The organism is Agrobacterium sp. GW821-FHT14E08, assembly GCF_058803865.1.
In genome coordinates this window covers 105,837-123,993 of record NZ_JBXAPJ010000001.1, presented here as the reverse complement: position 1 = coordinate 123,993, position 18,157 = coordinate 105,837, and the positions used below count along the sequence as shown (strand labels likewise).

At 61.3% G+C, this 18,157-nt stretch carries 20 protein-coding genes and 1 pseudogene; 10 read left to right on the top strand and 11 right to left on the bottom strand.

Annotation, left to right across the window (positions count from 1 at the left end; all coding sequences use genetic code 11):
* Positions 1 to 105: 105 nt before the first annotated feature.
* Positions 106 to 993 carry a DMT family transporter gene (locus AC1ROR_RS00580; protein WP_167377485.1) on the top strand — a complete coding sequence of 296 codons (888 nt, stop codon included), beginning with the start codon at positions 106 to 108 and terminating at the stop codon, positions 991 to 993.
* A gap of 54 nt (positions 994 to 1,047) precedes the next feature.
* On the opposite strand, the gene AC1ROR_RS00575 is transcribed toward AC1ROR_RS00580, so the two are convergent.
* Positions 1,048 to 1,581: a transglutaminase-like cysteine peptidase gene (locus AC1ROR_RS00575; RefSeq protein WP_080835796.1), complete on the bottom strand. Its 534-nt coding sequence runs from the start codon at positions 1,579 to 1,581 to the stop codon at positions 1,048 to 1,050.
* Positions 1,582 to 2,260: 679 nt separating this feature from the next.
* Here AC1ROR_RS00575 and AC1ROR_RS00570 point away from each other — a divergent pair.
* Positions 2,261 to 2,845: a transglycosylase SLT domain-containing protein gene (locus tag AC1ROR_RS00570; protein ID WP_080835799.1), complete on the top strand. Its 585-nt coding sequence runs from the start codon at positions 2,261 to 2,263 to the stop codon at positions 2,843 to 2,845.
* A 200-nt stretch (positions 2,846 to 3,045) separates the two neighbouring features.
* Here the strand turns inward: AC1ROR_RS00570 and AC1ROR_RS00565 are convergent, their stop codons facing one another.
* The 5 genes from AC1ROR_RS00565 to AC1ROR_RS00545 all read right to left on the bottom strand — a co-directional run bounded on the left by AC1ROR_RS00565 (position 3,046) and on the right by AC1ROR_RS00545 (position 7,319).
* Positions 3,046 to 3,660 (bottom strand): alpha/beta hydrolase, encoded by a 615-nt coding sequence (locus AC1ROR_RS00565; RefSeq protein WP_498588317.1) that lies wholly within the window; start codon positions 3,658 to 3,660, stop codon positions 3,046 to 3,048.
* A gap of 167 nt (positions 3,661 to 3,827) precedes the next feature.
* A complete protein-coding gene (locus tag AC1ROR_RS00560) occupies positions 3,828 to 4,772 on the bottom strand; it encodes a VOC family protein (RefSeq protein WP_498588316.1) in 945 nt (314 codons plus the stop codon).
* 163 nt (positions 4,773 to 4,935) lie between these two features.
* Complete coding sequence (locus AC1ROR_RS00555; protein ID WP_498588315.1) at positions 4,936 to 6,012, bottom strand: siderophore-interacting protein; 1,077 nt, start codon at positions 6,010 to 6,012, stop codon at positions 4,936 to 4,938.
* Positions 6,013 to 6,217: 205 nt separating this feature from the next.
* Entirely contained in the window at positions 6,218 to 6,910 is a 693-nt protein-coding gene (ung, locus tag AC1ROR_RS00550; protein WP_003491856.1) for a uracil-DNA glycosylase, read from the bottom strand.
* 13 nt (positions 6,911 to 6,923) lie between these two features.
* A complete protein-coding gene (locus AC1ROR_RS00545; protein ID WP_003491858.1) occupies positions 6,924 to 7,319 on the bottom strand; it encodes a VOC family protein in 396 nt (131 codons plus the stop codon).
* Between the two features lie 254 nt (positions 7,320 to 7,573).
* Between AC1ROR_RS00545 and AC1ROR_RS00540 the strand changes: the two genes are divergently transcribed.
* On the top strand, positions 7,574 to 7,930 hold the full coding sequence (locus AC1ROR_RS00540; RefSeq protein ID WP_498588314.1) for a YbaN family protein: 357 nt from the start codon (positions 7,574 to 7,576) through the stop codon (positions 7,928 to 7,930).
* 13 nt (positions 7,931 to 7,943) lie between these two features.
* Here AC1ROR_RS00540 and AC1ROR_RS00535 read toward each other — a convergent pair whose 3' ends face one another.
* Genes AC1ROR_RS00535 through AC1ROR_RS00525 form a run of 3 tightly spaced genes read right to left on the bottom strand, consistent with a single transcriptional unit; the run spans position 7,944 to position 10,701 of the window.
* Positions 7,944 to 8,726 (bottom strand): heme ABC transporter ATP-binding protein, encoded by a 783-nt coding sequence (locus tag AC1ROR_RS00535; protein WP_035228034.1) that lies wholly within the window; start codon positions 8,724 to 8,726, stop codon positions 7,944 to 7,946.
* A complete protein-coding gene (locus tag AC1ROR_RS00530; protein ID WP_003491864.1) occupies positions 8,723 to 9,811 on the bottom strand; it encodes a FecCD family ABC transporter permease in 1,089 nt (362 codons plus the stop codon). Before AC1ROR_RS00530 ends, AC1ROR_RS00535 begins: the two co-directional genes overlap by 4 nt.
* Entirely contained in the window at positions 9,808 to 10,701 is an 894-nt protein-coding gene (locus AC1ROR_RS00525; RefSeq protein WP_498588313.1) for a heme/hemin ABC transporter substrate-binding protein, read from the bottom strand. Before AC1ROR_RS00525 ends, AC1ROR_RS00530 begins: the two co-directional genes overlap by 4 nt.
* A 196-nt stretch (positions 10,702 to 10,897) precedes the next feature.
* On the opposite strand from AC1ROR_RS00525, the gene hmuQ reads away from it, so the two are divergent.
* The 6 genes and pseudogenes from hmuQ (at position 10,898) to AC1ROR_RS00495 (ending at position 14,630) form a co-directional block, all read left to right on the top strand.
* A complete protein-coding gene (hmuQ, locus tag AC1ROR_RS00520; RefSeq protein ID WP_003491868.1) occupies positions 10,898 to 11,245 on the top strand; it encodes a heme-degrading protein HmuQ in 348 nt (115 codons plus the stop codon).
* A gap of 9 nt (positions 11,246 to 11,254) precedes the next feature.
* A complete protein-coding gene (gene hutX, locus AC1ROR_RS00515; RefSeq protein WP_142168862.1) occupies positions 11,255 to 11,779 on the top strand; it encodes a heme utilization cystosolic carrier protein HutX in 525 nt (174 codons plus the stop codon).
* A gap of 337 nt (positions 11,780 to 12,116) precedes the next feature.
* Positions 12,117 to 12,893: a YbaY family lipoprotein gene (locus AC1ROR_RS00510; protein ID WP_498588312.1), complete on the top strand. Its 777-nt coding sequence runs from the start codon at positions 12,117 to 12,119 to the stop codon at positions 12,891 to 12,893.
* Between the two features lie 202 nt (positions 12,894 to 13,095).
* Positions 13,096 to 13,980, top strand: coding sequence for a formyltetrahydrofolate deformylase (gene purU, locus AC1ROR_RS00505; protein WP_003491882.1), 885 nt, complete (start codon positions 13,096 to 13,098; stop codon positions 13,978 to 13,980).
* A gap of 45 nt (positions 13,981 to 14,025) precedes the next feature.
* Positions 14,026 to 14,320, top strand: a pseudogene (locus tag AC1ROR_RS00500) (type II toxin-antitoxin system RelE/ParE family toxin).
* Positions 14,321 to 14,324: 4 nt separating this feature from the next.
* On the top strand, positions 14,325 to 14,630 hold the full coding sequence (locus AC1ROR_RS00495; RefSeq protein ID WP_026363923.1) for an addiction module antidote protein: 306 nt from the start codon (positions 14,325 to 14,327) through the stop codon (positions 14,628 to 14,630).
* Between the two features lie 12 nt (positions 14,631 to 14,642).
* Here the strand turns inward: AC1ROR_RS00495 and AC1ROR_RS00490 are convergent, their stop codons facing one another.
* Positions 14,643 to 16,037 (bottom strand): sensor histidine kinase, encoded by a 1,395-nt coding sequence (locus AC1ROR_RS00490; protein ID WP_498588311.1) that lies wholly within the window; start codon positions 16,035 to 16,037, stop codon positions 14,643 to 14,645.
* On the bottom strand, positions 16,034 to 16,714 hold the full coding sequence (locus tag AC1ROR_RS00485; RefSeq protein ID WP_003491888.1) for a response regulator: 681 nt from the start codon (positions 16,712 to 16,714) through the stop codon (positions 16,034 to 16,036). Before AC1ROR_RS00485 ends, AC1ROR_RS00490 begins: the two co-directional genes overlap by 4 nt.
* Positions 16,715 to 16,766: 52 nt before the next feature.
* Between AC1ROR_RS00485 and AC1ROR_RS00480 the strand changes: the two genes are divergently transcribed.
* Positions 16,767 to 17,864 (top strand): ABC transporter substrate-binding protein, encoded by a 1,098-nt coding sequence (locus AC1ROR_RS00480; RefSeq protein ID WP_498588310.1) that lies wholly within the window; start codon positions 16,767 to 16,769, stop codon positions 17,862 to 17,864.
* The last annotated feature ends 293 nt before the right edge of the window (positions 17,865 to 18,157 follow it).

The following is an 18,157-nucleotide window of genomic DNA, read 5'->3' as shown; positions in this document are numbered from 1 at the left end:
ACGCCGAATTCCGCATTATCTCGCCCCGTGGGGGGACAAGCGCAAGCGCAAGGCCCCGTTCACCCGCCTTCATTTTCCCGCCCCTTGAAGAAGCGAAACATCAGCGTGCCTTCGAAAGCCTACATCGCCCTCATCATCGCCACGCTCTGCTGGGGCGGCAACACCGTTGCCGGAAAGCTGGCCGTCGGCCACATCAGCCCCATGGCCTTTACCTTCCTGCGCTGGGTTTTGGCCGTCGCCATCATCTTCGCCATTTCCGTGCCGCAGCTGATCAGGGACTGGCCGGTGGTGAAAAAGCGCCTGCCCTATTTCTTCGTGCTCGGCAGCGTTGGTTACACCGCCTTCAACGTCTTTCTCTACACGGCCCTGCAGCACACCTCAGCCATCAATGCCGCCGTCATCCAGGCCGGCATTCCCATGGTCATCTTCGTGCTGAACTTCATCCTGTTCCGCACCCGCGTGCTGTTCGGCCAGATCGCCGGTTTCTGCCTCACCATAGCAGGCGTGGCGCTGCTCGCCTCCCATGGCGATCCGGTTTCGCTGCTGCAGCTGGAAATGAATGCGGGCGACGCCATCATGCTCCTGGCCGTGCTGGTCTATGCCATCTACACCGTCATCCTGCGCTGGAAACCCGCCGTCGACTGGCGCACGCTGATGGCGATACCTGCCTTTTTCGCCCTCCTCACCTCGGTGCCGCTGGTCTTCTGGGAAATGTCGCGAAACAGCGTTGTCTGGCCGGATCAGAAGGGCTGGGTGCTGGTGGTCTATGCCGCGATTTTTGCGTCGCTCATCGCGCAGATCCTGTACATCAAGGGCGTGGAACAGATCGGCGCCAACCGCGCCGGCCTCTTCATCAACCTCGTGCCCGTTTTCGGCACGCTTTTGTCCGTTGTGGTGCTCAGCGAAACCCTGCACACCTACCAGATCGCAGCACTGGTCATGGCGCTGGCGGGCATTGCCGTTGCCGAACGAAAAAAATCGCCGGCTCCCTGATCCCACAAGGATCAGGAGAAACCGGCGCAGTCTGGCAGGCATGAAAAGATGGGCTTAAAGCGCGGTTTCGCGCTCGGCCGGAGAAAAGACGGCGTTGCCGAGCACGATATCGCCCTTGTCGGTGGTAACGATCAGCACTTTTTCGAGCGATCCGTCATCATTCAGGGCGAAGGCAAGGCGCAGCGCAGCGGAAGACCAGCCGGCACCGGCAAGGGCAGTGCGCTTGATCGCGGCGCAATCGCCACAATCCTCAGCGCTCAGCGACGGCGTTGCCGGGACACCGGCTCCGAAACCGGAGAAATAATCATCAAGCGCGCCCATGGTGGCGTTCACATCACGGTTGACGCGCAGCAGTTCTTCACGGCGCTCGCCGGTCAGCGGCGCGGCGATCGTCGAAACACATTGGCCGGCGGAAAGAACGCAGCCATCAAACCCGCCCGGAGCCGAAACACCGATCTGCGTCACCGCGCTCTTCTCGACAGCGGCAAAACCACGGGCAAAACCGGCGGCACCGGCCGCATCGGCATGGGTGGACATGGAAGCGATGGCAATTCCGCAGATGGCGGCAGCAATAATCTTCTTCAGCATTTCATACCCCGTTTGGCGATCCGCCGGCTTGGGCCGGTCTCGATTTCTGTTTTGTGGAGCCCCTGTCTGCGCAGGATGTCCGCTCCTTGTCTGTGATCCCACAATGGCACAGCACTGTTTTCAGCCGCTTTAAGCCGATTGCTACAATTTTATCGGTTTTCATTTTTGTACAGCGGACGCTTTTTTTCGAATATGCGCCGATATCACCGCGCCGAATTCCGGCGCAGCGTTGAGACGCGATAAATGGGCCGCATCGCTGCGGGGGTATCAAAGGGTAGTGCAGGGTCTTGCAGACGATGCGGCCCCGGTTTCAACATATGATCCGCCCGCCAAACCGGTTCCTGTTTGGAGGATGGACATATGCCGGCCGCCTTGACCGTGACATTGGGAAACTTCCCGGTTTCGGCTGCCTGCCCCACCCACCTTGCGCCGCGCGCACGCTCGATGACCGGGATGGAGCGAGTGTAGCGGACCCGGCTGGGCCGGGGACGCGCGGGGATAAATGCATTTCAAAAAAGGCGCGCAGGAGAGGCGCGGCACACGCTTTCGCCCCATCCCGGACACAGGAATTTTCAGCGGGTTAACAAGCCCTTGATCGGCGGCATTTGAATTAACCTTGTCTTAAAACCCGACGTTAATGGTTAGCAATTTAAGAATAGCGGAACGAAAGGGTTCCGTTATGCGTGGCGTATTTGCCGTAGTTTTTCTGATGCTCGTTCTGGCTGGTTGTGCCACCGCACCGTCACAGGTCACCAATGCCTGTGCGATTTTCGAGCAGCGGAACGGTATCTTCAACAACTGGCGACGCGACGCCAAGGCGGCCGAGCGCGAGTTCGGCGTACCCGTGCCTGTCATGATGGCGACGATCTACACCGAATCCGCCTTCCGCCCCTATGCGCGGCCGCCGCGCACCAAACTTCTCGGCTTCATTCCGTGGAAACGCCAGTCCACCGCTTACGGTTATGCTCAGGCGCTGGACGGCACATGGGGTGTCTACCAGCGCGAAACCGGCCGCTGGTCGGCAAGCCGCACCGATTTCACCGATGCGATCCATTTCGTCGGCTGGTACCACGCCAAGAGCCGCCGCGAAAACGGCATTTCGCTGAACGACCCCTATAATCTCTACCTCGCTTATTATTCCGGCCATGCCGGTTATGCGAAGGGCAGCTGGCGCAACAATTCCGCGGTCCAGAAGGCCGCCCGCCGCTCCGCCAACATGGCGCTGCGTTACGAGGCGCAGTTGCAGCAATGCGGATATCGCTGAAGTTGGAGTAGCAGGACCATTTGTCTGCATGCGACGTGGAAAGGCAGATCACCTACCCTCTCCGTCACCCCGGACTTGATCCGGGGTCCAGCGCGATCAAGTCCTTGATCGCAAGAGACTCTTTTCACGGCGCAGACGCGCCTTGGCTGGATGCCGGATCAAGTCCGGCATGACGGTGAAGAATGAGGTCGGGCAGAAAGCTACCCTCCATAAGCCGCCAGAAACCCCCTGACTGCATCGATCTCGCCCGAGCGGATTTCATGCCCGCCCGGATGCCACACGGTTTCCACCGTGCCGCCCTGCGCCTGAAGGCTCGTTTCCAGCGCCTTCGTCAGCGGCACCGGGCAGATCGGATCGCGCTCACCCGCCGTGATAAGCACCCGGCGCGTTGATTTGGCGGGGGAAATCTTCGGCTCGAACGGGATGAGCGGATGCATCAGCACCGCAGCATCGAAAAGCTCGGGCTGTTCGATCAGCACATTGGCGAGAATATTCGCACCATTGGAAAAGCCGAGACCGATGACCGGGCCGGCCTGATAATGCTCCCGGTTCGCCTTAATGAAATCCGCCATCTTGGCGGTTGCCCGTTCAAGGTCGGCCATGTCGTAGACGCCCTCGCCCGTACGCCGGAAAAACCGCGCCGCGCCATGTTCGGAAACATCGCCGACCGGCGAGAGAATGGTGGCCTCAGGCAGCAGGCGGGAGCCGAAATCGAAAAACTGGTTCTCATCGCCGCCGGTGCCGTGCAGCAAAACGAAAAGCGGAGCACCGGCAGAACCGGCGCGGGATTTGTGGAAATAGCTGTCCTTGGTCATGAAAGAATCCTTTCTGGAAGGAAGATGGTCAAAGGCTTCCGCAAGGTCTCTTCGGCCAAGCGGAGCAATCATATGGAGTGAGGGGCTTCCGCTGGTTTCTTCTCCCCGAACGGGGAGAAGAAACGTGTGGCAACGTCCTGCCAAACTCAATGGCCAAGCCCGGATGATCAAACCGCCTTCTCATCCCCCAGCGGCTCCAGCTGCTTTTCCAGCACGGAGCGCAGATGCGCATGCTGGGTCGGCAGCTTCAGCGCTTCGCCGAGATGGGCGGTGTCCTCGTCCCGGTCGAAACCGGGCTCGTTGGTCGCCACCTCGAACAGCACGCCGCCCGGCGTGCGGAAATAGATCGCCCAGAAATAATCGCGGTCGATCACCGGCGTCACCTGATAGCCCGTATCCATCAGCGCCTTGCGCACCTCAAGCTGCTTTTCGCGGTTTTCGACCGCAAAGGCGATGTGGTGCACGGACCCCGCACCCAGGCGTGCGCCGGAAATATTCGGCATGGTTTCGATGTCGATAAAGTCAGCACCGTTACCGCCGGGAATACCGAGGCGCAGAACGCCGTCCTGACGATCCACTTCCTGATAACCCATGAATTTCAAAAGCTCGGCCGTCGCCCCTTCATCGCGAAGACGCAGCGAGGCACCCTGAAAGCCGTGGATCGCCTGATCCGCACCGACGCCATTGCCGATCCACTGCGCGCGGCTGTCGTCCCTGACCTCCACCAGCGCGAAACCGTCGCCATCCGGGCCGGCAAAATGCAGGCGCTTGTCGCCGAAGGCCTCGTCGGCCTTCAGGCCATCCACGCCGGCCTTCGAAAGGCGCTCCTGCCAGTAGCCGAGCGATCCTGCCGGGACGGAAAACAGCGTGGTGCCCACTTCACCGGTGCCGGGACGGCCACGGGCGATATGCGGGAACGGGAAATAGGTCATGACGGAGCCGGGTGTGCCGAGCTCATCGCCATAATAAAGATGATAGACGTCAGGCGCGTCGAAATTGACGGTCTTCTTCACCCGGCGCAGCCCGAGCGTATCGGTGAAGAAGCCATTGTTCTGCCGTGCGCTCGCCGCCATGGAGGTGACGTGGTGCAGGCCCTTGATCTGGTTCAGCATGGTAAACCCCTTTCGCACTGGCAGGCCTCGCAATCGGGCCCGCCCTGTTCATGGCGTAAAGATGGGGTAAGAGGCGCGGCAGGCATAGACCGGCAACAGGAACGGATTGTTCCCGATTGGTGAACGATCAAACCTACTGTTCAACCAAGCCTAAAGGCACAGATCAATGATCGTCTGCAAGGCCCATGGTCCAGTAGCCGACGGCGCGCAGCGACGCCTTGGGAAAGGTGATCTCGTCGGTGAGGAAGGATTTCGCCGCCCTCGCCTCGGATTTCTCGCAGGCGACGAAGACATGCAGGCCTTCGTGGTCACCCGTCCATGCATGGCTGCGCAGCGCCTGTTCGATCAGGCCAGCCGTACCGGCGGGCTTGCCGCGACGGTAAAGCCATGTCCATTCGACATCGGCGGCGCAGACGATCTCCTGCCGTTCCGCCTCATCGTCGATTTCAGCGTAAACGCTGAGCTTTTTGCCGGTCGGCATTTCCGCCGCCATGCGCAGCATCACCGGCAGCGCTGTCTCGTCACCGGCAAAGACATAACGGTCCGCCTCCGGGCAAGTGCCGCTCGGGCCGATGATGCCGAGAACGTCGCCCGGCTTTGCCGTGGCGCCGAAATTCGCGCCCGGCATGTCATCGCCCTCATGCATGACGAAATCGATATCCACCTCGCCGCGACCGACATCGCCGGAGCGGATGGTATAGACGCGCCGTGTCAGAAGATCGTCATCCGCTGGCCAGACGATGGCGCCAGTGGGGGCGAGATAAGGCCAGACCGGTGCACGGGCCTGATCCGGCACCAGCAGCAGGCGGACATGCATGCCGCCGGTGACGAGCCTTTCGATGCCGCTTTCAACGGAAACCACGAGCCGGCGCATATGCGGCGTCAGATTATAGGCGCGGGCAACCTTGCCGACGAAAAGATTGGGCAGCTCGCGCTGATAGGCGCCGTGGCCGCTCCAGCGGAAATCGAGCCCCGTCTTGCCGGAAAACTCGACAATATGCTCGGCCACCATGGCCTTCACCGACATCAATATATGTTCGGACACGCAGCTGACCCGGGCGGCGAACCGGCCGCCTTCGGCGCTGAAGCTGCCATGGCCGTATTCCGCCTTGAAACGCACCGTCGTCCCTTCCCGCTCCATCTCCATATGTTCGGAGAAATGATCCTCGAAAGCATCGACAATCGACGCGGGATCGGGCAGCGAGACAGAAGTTTCGGCAGACAGAAGAGACACGGGCATAAATCCTTCACTTTGTAGTCGAGTATTCTTAAACCGGACGCGACTACGCTGTAAAGATGTTTGCTGCACTCCCCGTCATTCCGGCCTTGAGCCGGAATCCAGCCAGCCCAAGTCCTTCGGCTGAAAGGACTTTTCCCGGCGCGCGGACGCGCGCAACCTAGATTCCGGCTCAAGGCCGGAATGACGGAGGGACTGGTAAAATCGCTTAAGCCGTTTCCGGCAATTGCCAGTCGATCGGCTGACGGCCGTTGGAGACGAGAAAGGCGTTTGCCTTGGAAAAATGGCCGTTGCCGAAAAAGCCGTTATGGGCCGAAAGCGGTGACGGGTGCGGCGAGCGCAGCACGAGATGCTTGCGCTGATCCACGAAGGCCGCCTTCTTCTGGGCATAGGAACCCCACAGCAGGAAAACCACATGGTCGCATTCGTCGTTGACGGCGCGGATGACGGCATCGGTGAATTTTTCCCAGCCCTGCCCCTGATGCGAGGCCGCGCGTGATTCTTCCACCGTCAGCACGCTGTTGAGCAGCAGCACGCCCTGTTTCGCCCAGCTTTCCAGAAAGCCGTGATTGACCGGCCGGATGCCAAGGTCGGCCTGCAATTCCTTGTAGATATTGACGAGCGAGGGCGGAATGCGCACGCCGGGCTGGACGGAAAAACATAAGCCATGCGCCTGCCCGTGCCCGTGATAGGGGTCCTGCCCCAGAATGACGACCTTGACCTGGTCCAGCGGCGTCAGATCCAGCGCCCGGAAATATTCCGCGCCCTTGGGAAAGATGCGCTTGCCGGCGGTTTTTTCGGCAAGCAGGAAATCTTTCAGCTTGAGCATGTAGGGGCTGGCGAATTCGGTGGAAAGAACGCGTTTCCAGCTATCTTCAAGTTTGACGCCTGCCTCTGCCATGATGTGCCTCTTTTTATTTGAACCGGTTGCCGCGCTGCAGCACTTCGATCTTGTAGCCGTCGGGATCGCAAATGAAGAAATATTTCGCGAAAGGCTGGCCCTTATAGTCGGCTTCGATGATCTTGCCGGGAGACAGGCCTAGCTCGATGAAACGCTGATGCTCGCCATCCACATCGGCAACGCTGACAGCGAGATGGCCATAGCCGTCGCCCAGCGCATAGGGCACTTCGCGACCACGGTTGACGGTCAGTTCCAGCTCGAAATCGCCTTCGGCATTGCTGAGATAGATCAGCGTGAAGTTTTCGAACTCGGCGCGTTCCGCAACCTCCAGCCCAAAAGCCTGCGTGTAAAATTCCACCGAACGCTTTTCGTCCAGCACCCGGACCATCGAGTGGATCAACTTGGCCATGGTGTTTCCTTCTGCTTCGTACCTCGTCGTGGCCCGGTTATCTTCCGGGCATGCGGACCAAGGGGATAAAGACAGAGCGCCGCGCTTTCAACCCTAAAGGCGCCTTGCCACGGCGGGCAACGGTTCGATCACGGCAAATGTGATGGTGAAAGCCGCCGGTTTTCCCTTGCGGTCAAGGGCCTGCGGCAACACGGCACAGAGTTTTCGCCACGCCGCTCTATCATGAGTAGAGAACTCATGATACCGGCATATCCATGCGCCTTCTTTACCTCTGTCTTGGCTGGCTTATGGTCGCGACCGGCATCGTCGGCGCGTTTCTTCCCGTTTTGCCAACCACGCCGTTCCTGCTTCTGGCGCTGTGGTGCTTTTCCCGCTCTTCGCCGAAACTGGAGGCATGGCTTCTGGCCCATCCCAGATTTGGCCCCTCGCTTCGCCGCTGGCGCGAGAGCGGCGCAATCGCCCGCAAGGCGAAGATCGCCGCACTCTCGGCAATGTCGGTAAGTTACGCCGCTTTCTGGTTTCTGAGCGACCCGCCGCTTCTGCGCGCAGCCATCGTCGCCGCCGTCATGCTGGGTTCCGCACTCTTCATCGTCACCCGACCGGAAAGCTGACGACGACCCCGCCTCAGCGGTGCCGCGATTGCGGCAGCACGTAAGGAATATGCCGTGCCGGCAGCCGGCCGACGACGCCGCCAATGCCATAGACCCTTGCGATCGTCTCGTCGCTGATCGTTTCCAGCGACGGCCCGCTCGCCGTCACCCTGCCGCCATGCATGACGATAAGTTGATCGGCAAATTCCGCCGCAAGGTTGAGGTCGTGCAGGATGGCAAGCACCAGACCGCCGCCAGCGGCGAAATCGCGCGCCGTTTCCAGCACCGCTATCTGGTGGCCAATATCGAGACTGGCCGTCGGCTCATCCAGAAACAGCGCCCTTACCTCGCCATTTTCCACGGGATGCGGCACCTGAGCCAACGCCCGAGCAAATTGCACCCGCTGCTGCTCGCCGCCCGACAGCATGTTGTAGGAACGCTGCTCGAACCCGCGAAGCCCGGCCTTGGTGAGCGCCCGGCGGGCCTGCTCTTCCGGCGCACGCGACCCTTGTGCAACAGCGCCCATGCGCACGATTTCGAGCGCGGTGAAGGGAAAGGCAAGCTGGGTATTCTGCGGCAGCACGGCCCTGAGGCGCGCAAGCTGAACCGGTGTGAATAACGGCAGGGCGATGTCATTATAGGTCACAGACCCGGCCTCGGCGCGCATCTCGCCTGAGAGAACCTTCATCAGCGTCGATTTTCCGGCACCGTTCGGACCGATGATGACATTGACCTTACCCGGCTTCAGATCGACGTTGACCGCGTCGAGCAGGCGGCGGCCGGAACGGATAAGGGTGAGGTTTTCGGCCCGGATCATGGCATGTTCCGCATGGAAAAGCTGCCGCGGCCAAGCAGCAGGAACAGGAAGACCGGAGCGCCGATGAGCGCCGTGACGACACCGATGGGCAATTCCGCCGGTGACGCGACGGTGCGGGCGAAACTATCGGCCAGAAGCAGAAGTGCCGCGCCGCCAAGCGCCGAGGCGGGCAACAGGAAGCGGTGCGACGGGCCAATGGCAAGCCGTAAAAGATGCGGCACGACGATGCCGACAAAACCGATGGAGCCGGCAGCCGCCACGCTTGCCCCGCAGGCAGCGGCAACGGCCAGAATGACGACCCGTTTCAGCCGCTGCACGGGAATGCCCATGTGAAAAGCGGCGGCATCGCCAAGGATCAGCGCATCCAGCCCCCTGGCGACGAAGGGAATGATGGCAAGCACGACGACGATGAACGGCAGGGTGGCAAGCACCTTGGCGGGTGTGGCCCCGCCGAGCGAACCGAGCGACCAGAAGGTGATATCGCGCAGCGCCCGGTCGTCGGCCACGAAGATCATCAGGCCCGTCAGCGCACCGCTGATTGCCGCCACCGCGATACCGGCCAGAATGAGCGTGGTGGTGGAGGTTGCCCCGTCCTTCGTGGCGATGAGATAAAGCACCCAGGTGTTCAAAAGCCCGCCGAAAAACGCCATCAGCGGCAGGAAATGCGGTCCGAAAAACACGGCGACCGTGGCAAGCGCGCCTTCCCCGAGAGAAATGGCCGCAACCGCAAACAGCGCGGCACCCGAAGTGACACCGACAATGCCGGGATCGGCAAGCGGATTGCGGAACAGCCCCTGCATCATCGCGCCCGAGACGCCAAGCCCCGCGCCGATCAACATGCCGAGCGCCGTGCGCGGCAGGCGCACCGCCTCGAGAATGACCCTGTCACGCGCATCGAGTTCCGCAGCACCGCCGGTAAGATAAGCCCAGAGTTCGGAAATGCCGACACCCGTGGGACCGCTGACAAGCGACACACCACAGGCAAACAGCAGGATGCCGACAAGCACCGCGAGGGTGATGACACCCTGACGGGACCTGTCACCCGGTGCGGCGCCTTCGGTGGAACTCAAGACGGCGAGGCTCACGGCTTCACCGCCTCCGGGTAGAGCTTGTTTGCCAGTTCACGGCCGGCGGCCGGGGTGCGTGGGCCGAAACCGATGAGATAAAGCCCGTCCATGCTGATGAGTGCCTTGCTTGCAGCAGCCGGCGTGGACTGGAAGGCGGGAAGCGCGAAAATCTCGGCCGCCTTGGCGGCATGGTCGCCACGCGCCATGGTCAACACCACGTCCGGTGCTGAGGCAATGACTGCCTCATCCGTGAGCGGCTTGTAACCGCTGATTTCCTGCGCGGCATTGATGCCACCGGCCATCTCGATAATTGCGGCTGCTTCGGTGTCCTTGCCCGCTGCCATGATGCGGCCGCCGGCGCTGGAGAGCACGAAGAGCACACGCTTCCTGTTCTTTTCAGGCACGGCCGACACATCCTTGGCCAGCGCGTCCAGCCCGGCTTTGGTCTCGGCGGCCAGCGCCTTCGCCTTGTCGGAAAGACCGACCGCCGCACCGACATCCTCGATCTTCTTCGCAATAGCATCGCCGCTCGGCGGGGTATCGACGGTGACGAAAGGCACCGCGCTGGCCTTGAGGATGGCGATGACATCCGCCGGGCCGGAACCGTCTTCCGACAGGATGAGATCGGGCTTCTGCGACAGAATGCCCTCCGACGACAGCGCCCGCATATAGCCGATATCCGGCTTCGAAAGCGCATCCGCCGGATAGCTGCTGGTGCTGTCGCGCGCAACGATGCGGTCTTCAGCGCCGAGAGCATAGAGAATTTCCGTCACCGTGCCACCGACGGCAACGATGCGTTTCGCCTCCGGATTGCCCTTGTCGGAGGCCTGCGCACCGGGCGCGGCAACCGCAATCACAGCAGGCACGAGGGCGGCGAAAACGAACGGACGAAGGCGAAAGTTCAACATGGCGCTATCCTGAAACACAAGCTGGCACGGGCAGATATGGGCCTGCCCATCTTATTTAACTTGAGTTATTTGCACATGTTTATAGAAGGCGCAATCGATAAGTGGAGTAATTTTGTTCGCTTTGCCGTGAGCCTCTTTCCAACTTGGCCACGGCTGGATATCCTGACTGAAACTGGAAACTTAAAGGGAGGATTTCATGTTTATCGCAATGAACCGTTTTCGTGTCGTGCCGGGTTACGAGGAAACCTTCGAATCCATCTGGCGCGAGCGCAAATCGCACCTCAGCGAATTGCAGGGCTATATTGAATTCCACATGCTGAAAGGCCCGAAGGCGGATGACCACACGCTTTATGCCTCGCACACAGTCTGGGCCACCAAGGACGATTTCCTCGCCTGGACGAAATCCGAACAGTTCCGCGCCGCCCACGCCAAGGCCGGCGAAAACCGCGGCAAGGTGGAATATCTCTCCGGTCCGCATTTTGAAGGCTTTGACGTCATCATCCACGAAGACAAGAATGGCGAACGCCGTTCGATTGCCGCCTGAGGCCGCCCGATGAGCATCGCAGCCCAAAAGAACGATGACGACAGGCAGGCCCGCGCCGCCGCGGCGCTCGCCGAAAAGCCTGATGGTATCGTGGAAGCCATCGCCGCCAAGGCCGAGGTGACGCCTGCCGAGATTCTGGCGATCCTGCCCGAGGGTGCGGCCGTTTCCGCGCCCGCCGACCGCTTCGACGCGATCTGGAACGAGATGCGCGGCTGGGGCGAAGTCCTGATGATCGTCCAGACCGGCGATATCGTGCTGGAAGTGCCAGGCGAGTTGCCGGAAGGCAGCGAAAGCCACGGCTGGTTCAACATCCATGGCGACAGCCCCATCGGCGGTCACATCAAGAAGGACAATTGCGCCGGCATCACTTTCGTCGATCGCGGTTTCCACGGCCGGCGCTCCTGTTCCGTCTGGTTCATGAATGCCGCGGGCGGCGCCATGTTCAAGATTTTCGTCCGCCGTGACGAGAACAAGGAACTGCGAGCCGAACAGCTCGCAAAGTTCGAAGCGCTGCGGGACGGTTTGCGCGGCTGAGTGAATGGGGGCCGCCGCTGCCGGGATATTGCTTCCGCCGGCGGTTTCCCTCCCTCCTCATTCCTGTGCTTGTCACAGGAATCTAGCCAGCCCAAGTCATTGGGCTGAGAAGACCCTTTCCGCCGCACAGACGTGCGTCGGCTGGATTCCTGTGACAAGCACAGGAATGAGGGTGGTGGGGATGCACTGGCATCGGCTCTCGCGATCACACCCGTCATCATCCACCCGGGATGTCTCCGTCTGACTCGTAAGGAAATTTCCACCGGTTCATCGCCCGTTCAGTGCCTTTTTCTATCATCCGCTGAAATTCGACCCGCATCAGCACGGAGCAAGCACCATGAACGACCGCCAGCCACTTCTTTCGCGCCGCAGTTTCGCCGGGCTTGTCGCGCTTGCACCGCTTTTTGCGGCGGGCCGCGCGGCAGCCGCACCGGCAAGCCTGCGCGGCAGCGTATCCTATCGCGAGCGGATCGCCCTGCCCCCGGGCGTGACCGTCACCGTGCGCCTTATCGATGTGTCGCTCGCGGATGCGCCTTCGCAGACGATCGCCGAAACGACCATCCGTCCGCGCGGGCAGGTGCCCGTGCCCTTCGTGCTGCGTTATGACGACCGCGATATCCGCGCCCGCCGCTCCTATGCGCTGAGCGCCGAAATCCGCGACCGCGACCGGCTGCTTTTCACCACCACCCGCCGTTATTCGGTGCTGACCGGCGGTCGCGACGATACCGACCTCGTGCTTGAGCGCGTTGGGGCAGGCCCGGGCAGGCCGGAGCCGGAAGCCGGTATCGACGGACGCTGGCTGGTGCAGGACATTCGCGGCGAACGGGTTCGCGGCCGCCGTGAGGCGACGCTGGAAATTTCCCGCGAAGGCCGCGTTTCCGGCAATGCCGGCTGCAATGGCATCGGCGGTGAAGTGAAGATCAGCCGCAACCGCGTCAATTTCGGCCGGATGATTTCCACACAGATGGCCTGCGCACCCGATATCATGCGCCAGGAACGGCAATTCATCGAAGCACTGGAAGGCGCCCGTTCCTTCCGGCTGGAGCCGCGACGGGGCACGCTGGAACTGATCGACGGCCGCGGCCGTGCGGTCATGCGGCTGCGCCGCGCCTGAGGCGGCCGCGGCTCGCCGCAACACCGCACACCCCCGTGCTGGCAGTGGAACATTCCATGTCGCTTCCGGCACGGCGCGCACCCATTTCCCGTCCTATGACTTTGGCTGCATTCTTCTTGGCGCTTTGCTCCGCCGCAGAGCTGCGCTATGGAACGCGCCAATTACGCCGGCTCATCCGGTGCAAAGTCTTTGAGGGAAAACGATGACATCCTATGTTCTGACAGTAGCCTGCAAATCGACCCGCGGCATCGTCGCCGCGATTTCCGGTTATCTGGCGGAAAAGGGCTGCAATATCATCGACAGTTCGCAGTTCGACGACCTCGAGACCGGCAAGTTCTTCATGCGCGTCTCCTTTATTTCCGAGGAAGGCGCCACGCTGCAGGCAATCACCGAGGGCTTTCAGCCGGTAGCCGAAAAATTCGGCATGGAGGCCCGCATTTACGGCGACGGCCAGCGCATGAAGACAATGTTGATGGTGTCGCGCTTCGGCCATTGCCTCAACGACCTGCTCTACCGCTGGAAGATCGGCGCGCTGCCCATCGATATCGTCGGCGTCGTCTCCAACCATTTCGAATATCAGAAAGTGGTGGTCAATCACGACATTCCCTTCCACCACATCAAGGTGACGAAGGAGAACAAGCCCAGGGCCGAAGCGCAGCTGATGGACCTGATCGAGACGAGCGGCACCGAACTGGTGGTGCTCGCCCGTTACATGCAGGTGCTCTCCGACGACTTGTGCCGCAAGATGTCGGGCCAGATCATCAACATCCACCACTCCTTCCTCCCCTCCTTCAAGGGCGCCAACCCTTACAAGCAGGCCTATGAGCGCGGTGTGAAGCTGATTGGCGCGACGGCCCATTACGTCACCGCCGATCTCGACGAAGGCCCGATCATCGAGCAGGACACGGTGCGCATCACCCACGCTCAATCGGCCGACGATTATGTCTCGCTCGGTCGCGATGTGGAAAGCCAGGTGCTGGCCCGCGCCATCCACGCCCATATCCACCACCGCACCTTCATCAACGGCAACCGCACCGTCGTCTTCCCGCCAAGCCCGGGAAGTTATGCTTCCGAGCGGATGGGATGAAACCTTCGTCATTGACGAAATGACAACCACAGTTTACATTGCGCCATGCTCACAATCCGGGAAACAAGCGAGTTTGCCGACTGGCTGGCGGGTCTGCGCGACGTGCAGGCGCGCGCGCATCGCACGCCGCATTTACCGGCTGGCGGATGGCAATCCCGGAGACGTGAAACCGGTTGGCGAAGGCGTCAGCGAACTCAGGATCGACCTTGGACCCGGATATCGGGTCTATTTTGTCCGGCACGGTGATGTCGTCATTATATTGCTGTGTGGCGGCGACAAGGCATCGCAGTCCCGCGACATCGCCAGAGCCAAGAAACTGGCCAGAGCGCTCAAGGAGTGAGACCATGCCACTTGTGACACGCGATTACGATGCTGCCCGCTACCTTGATAGTGACGAAGCGCTTGCCGCTTACATCGCCGACGCCACAGAGAGCGGCGACGCACAGGAGCTTGCGCATGCGCTGGGCGTCGTGGCGCGGGCCAAGGGTATGACTGACCTTTCGAGACAAACCGGCCTTCCCCGCCAGACCTTGTACAAGGCACTGAGCGGTGAGGGAAATCCGGAACTGGCGACGATTGCCAAGGTCGCGGACGCGCTGGGCTACAGGCTCTCGCTAGTGGCGAAATCGCCTGCGGACACGGCCGCCTGATAAACCGACGGGTTATGGCGCCTTTTCCACGCCACCGAACACCACCCGCGCCCTCAGCCCACGCCCCTCCGCGCCATCCTCCAGTGTCAGCCGCCCGCCGAACAGCCCGGCGATCTCTTCGATGATGGCAAGGCCGAGGCCGGCGCCGGGGGCGGCGTTGGCTTCGCCTCGGGCGAAGCGCTGGCGCACCATGGCGCGTTTTTCCGGTGGAATGCCGGGGCCGTTATCCTCCACTTCCAGCCAGACGGCGCTCGTCTCCCTGCCGACACGCACGGTGACTTCCGCACCGCGACCGGCATAGTTGATGGCATTGGAAACGAGATTGCCGATCAGCTCCCCGATGAGGAGCGGTTCGGCGAGAATGGTCGCTTCGCCCTCACCTTCAAAACCGAGATCGATGCCGGCCTCCGACGCGCGCGGCACGAAATCGGCTGTCACATTCTGCGCAACGGCCACGAGATCGATCGCGGAAAAATCATGTTTTTCGCTCGAGCCGGCGGCATCGATATTGGCCATGCGCAGCAGCTGGGCGAGGATATGTTCGGCATGGGCCACGGACGCCCCGCCCTTCAGCGCCGCCGCCTGCGCTTCCTCTAAACTTCCCGCACGGGCTGAAAGCGCAAGCTGGGTGCTGATGATGGCGAGCGGCGTGCGCAGCTGGTGGCTGGCATTGCCGGTGAAATGCCGGAGGGCATCGAGCGCCGATTGCAGCCGCACCATGAAGGAATTGACCGTTTCCACCAGATTTTCCACCTCCACCGGCACGGATTGGCGGATGGGGTGCAGATCGTTCGGGCTGCGTTCGGCAATGGCTTCGCTGAGCCGGTAAAGCGGACGCAGCGAAATCGTCACCGCGATCCAGACGATGATCGCCGCCCCGACGATCATCAACAGCAGGCGCAGCGCAGAGCGCAGGATGATCGCCTGCGCCAGCTGGCTGCGGGCAATGGTGGTTTCGGCAACCGTTACGGAAAAGGGCACGGAATTGATGCCGGTGGAAGCGAAACGCCTGATCGCAGCGATGCGGATCGGTTCATCGCGGAACACGGCATCGCGATAGGCGGGGGTATCACCCGCCGGGTTCTCCACCGTCGGCAGGTTCTGGTAACCGGTGAGGAATTGCCCGTTCGGCCCGTCGACACGGTAAAACACCCGGTCCTGCGCGGCCGATGTCAGCATTTCCAGCGCGACATAGGGAATATCGACTTCCAGCGAGCCGTCTTCTGCCACCACCACCCGCTCGGCGATGGCAAGTGCGGAACCGGAAAGCACCCGGTCCGAAACGACATTGGCGGTATTGACCGCCTCGCGCCATGTATCGGTCAGCGCAACACAGCCGATGATGGCGGTGGAAATGAGAAGCCAGCCTAAAAGTCGCCGCCTGAGCGAATAGGCGGCCTGTCTCATTCAGCCATCTCCGGCAGCTTTTCGAGATAATAACCGATGCCGCGCGCCGTCTTCACCGTCAGCCCGTGGGGCGCGAGCCGCTTGCGCAGGCGGCTGACATATTGCTCGATGGCATTGGCGGAAATATCGTCGTCGAAGCCGGTCAGCGACTGCACGATCGCTTCCTTGGCGACGACCTTGCCGGCCCGCATGAACAGCACTTCGAGCAGCGCCACCTCGCGCGCCGGAATATCGAGCGGACGTCCATCCGCCGAAAAGGTGCGGGAATTGAGATCGAAAAGCACCTTGCCGAAACTCAGCGCCGAGGAGCGCAGACCGGCATTGCGGCGCAGCAGCACCCGCACCCTCGCCTCGAATTCGGTGATGTCGAAAGGCTTGATCATGTAGTCGTCAGCGCCAAGATCGAGCCCCTTGACCTTTTCCTCCGGCGTGCCGCGCGCCGTCAGGATCAGCACCGCCGCCTTGTCCTGGCGCGAGCGCATGGAGCGCAGCACCTCGATACCGTCCATCTCCGGCAGGTTGAGATCGAGAATGACCAGATCGAAACTTTCAGCCGCAATCGCCGCATCGGCGGAAGCGCCATCGGACACCACATCCACCGCATAACCGCTGCCGCGCAGAAGCGCCGACAGCCCCTCCGACAGCACCTGATTGTCCTCGACCAGCAAAATACGCAAATCTTCCCTCCCACAGCATTGCCGAGTTTAACCAGACCCTTACCGCTTGTGAATGGCCAGCGCCTGCTGCATGATCTTTTCCATGCGTATCTGCCTTCTCCTCTGTCTCTGTCTTTGCATGGCCTCGCCGGCGCTTGCGCAAGTCGCCATCTTTCCGGCACCCTCCGGCAAGGCGGATGCCGAGACGCTGGTGGTCTATTCCTCGCTGGATGAGCCGCTGGCGACGCCGATGATCGAGGGTTTCCAGAGGGCCAATCCCGATATCGCCGTCCATTATGAGGATATGCTGACGGGCGAGATTTACGACCGCATCGTCAAAGAAACCGATGCCGGCAAAAAGACCGCCGATTTCGCCTTTTCATCCGCCATGGATCTGCAGGTGAAGCTGAGCAATGACGGTTATGCCCAGCGTTCTGACCTCGCCATGAGCGCCCGCTGGCCCGCCTGGGCCAACTGGCGCAACACCGCCTATGCGCTGACCTTCGAACCCGCGGTCTTTGTTTATCACAAGCCGAGCTTCACCACCGAAAAACCGCCGGCCACCCGTGCCGAATTCGTTGATTATCTCGAACGTCATGCAAAGGAAATCCACGGCCGCATCGCCACTTACGACATCGAACGCTCCGGTGTCGGCTTCCTGTTCATGTCACGGGATCAGGAACAGTTCGGCGATATATGGAGCGTCATCAAGGCCATGGGCGCGGCAGGCGTGAAGGTCTATTCCACCTCCTCGGCCATTCTGGAACGCGTTTCCGACGGCCGTTTCGTGCTGGGCTACAATATTCTCGGTTCCTATGCGGCGGACTGGGCCTCGCGCCACCCCGATGTCGGCATCGTGCTGCCGAAAGACTATACCGTCGTCATGTCGCGCATTGGTCTGGTGCCGGAAGCCGCCGCCAACCCGGCGCTCGGCCGCCGTTATCTGGAATTCTTCATGTCGAAGGAGGGCCAGACGATCATGGCCCGGCAGCTGCAGATCCCCGCCGTCAGCCCGGAAGTGGCGGGCGAAAACACCGCCAACACCATGCAGGCCATCCACGGCGCGCAACTGCGCCCGGTCCCGGTCAGCCCCGGCCTGATGGTCTATCTGGATCAGGTCAAGCGCAGCCGCCTGATCGAGCGCTGGAACGAGGCGTTGCGGTCGCAATAGGCTCCCCCTCATTCCTGTGCTCGTCACAGGAATCTAGCAAGCCCAAGTCCTTGGCCTGAAAGGACTCTTCTCGCCGCGTAGACACATGTCGGCTGGATTCCTGTGACAAGCACAGGAATGAGGGTGTGGACCAAGCTTCAATGGCGCAAAACAAGGCCACCCACACACGCCACAGTAGACGTCCGATACAAATTAATAGAGAGTAAATGCGCAAGGACTTGCGTAGCGTCAGTTAGATGACAGCTTTTTGTGATGCTCTGCAATTCTTCTTCATTCCGTGGAGGCGGAAGAAG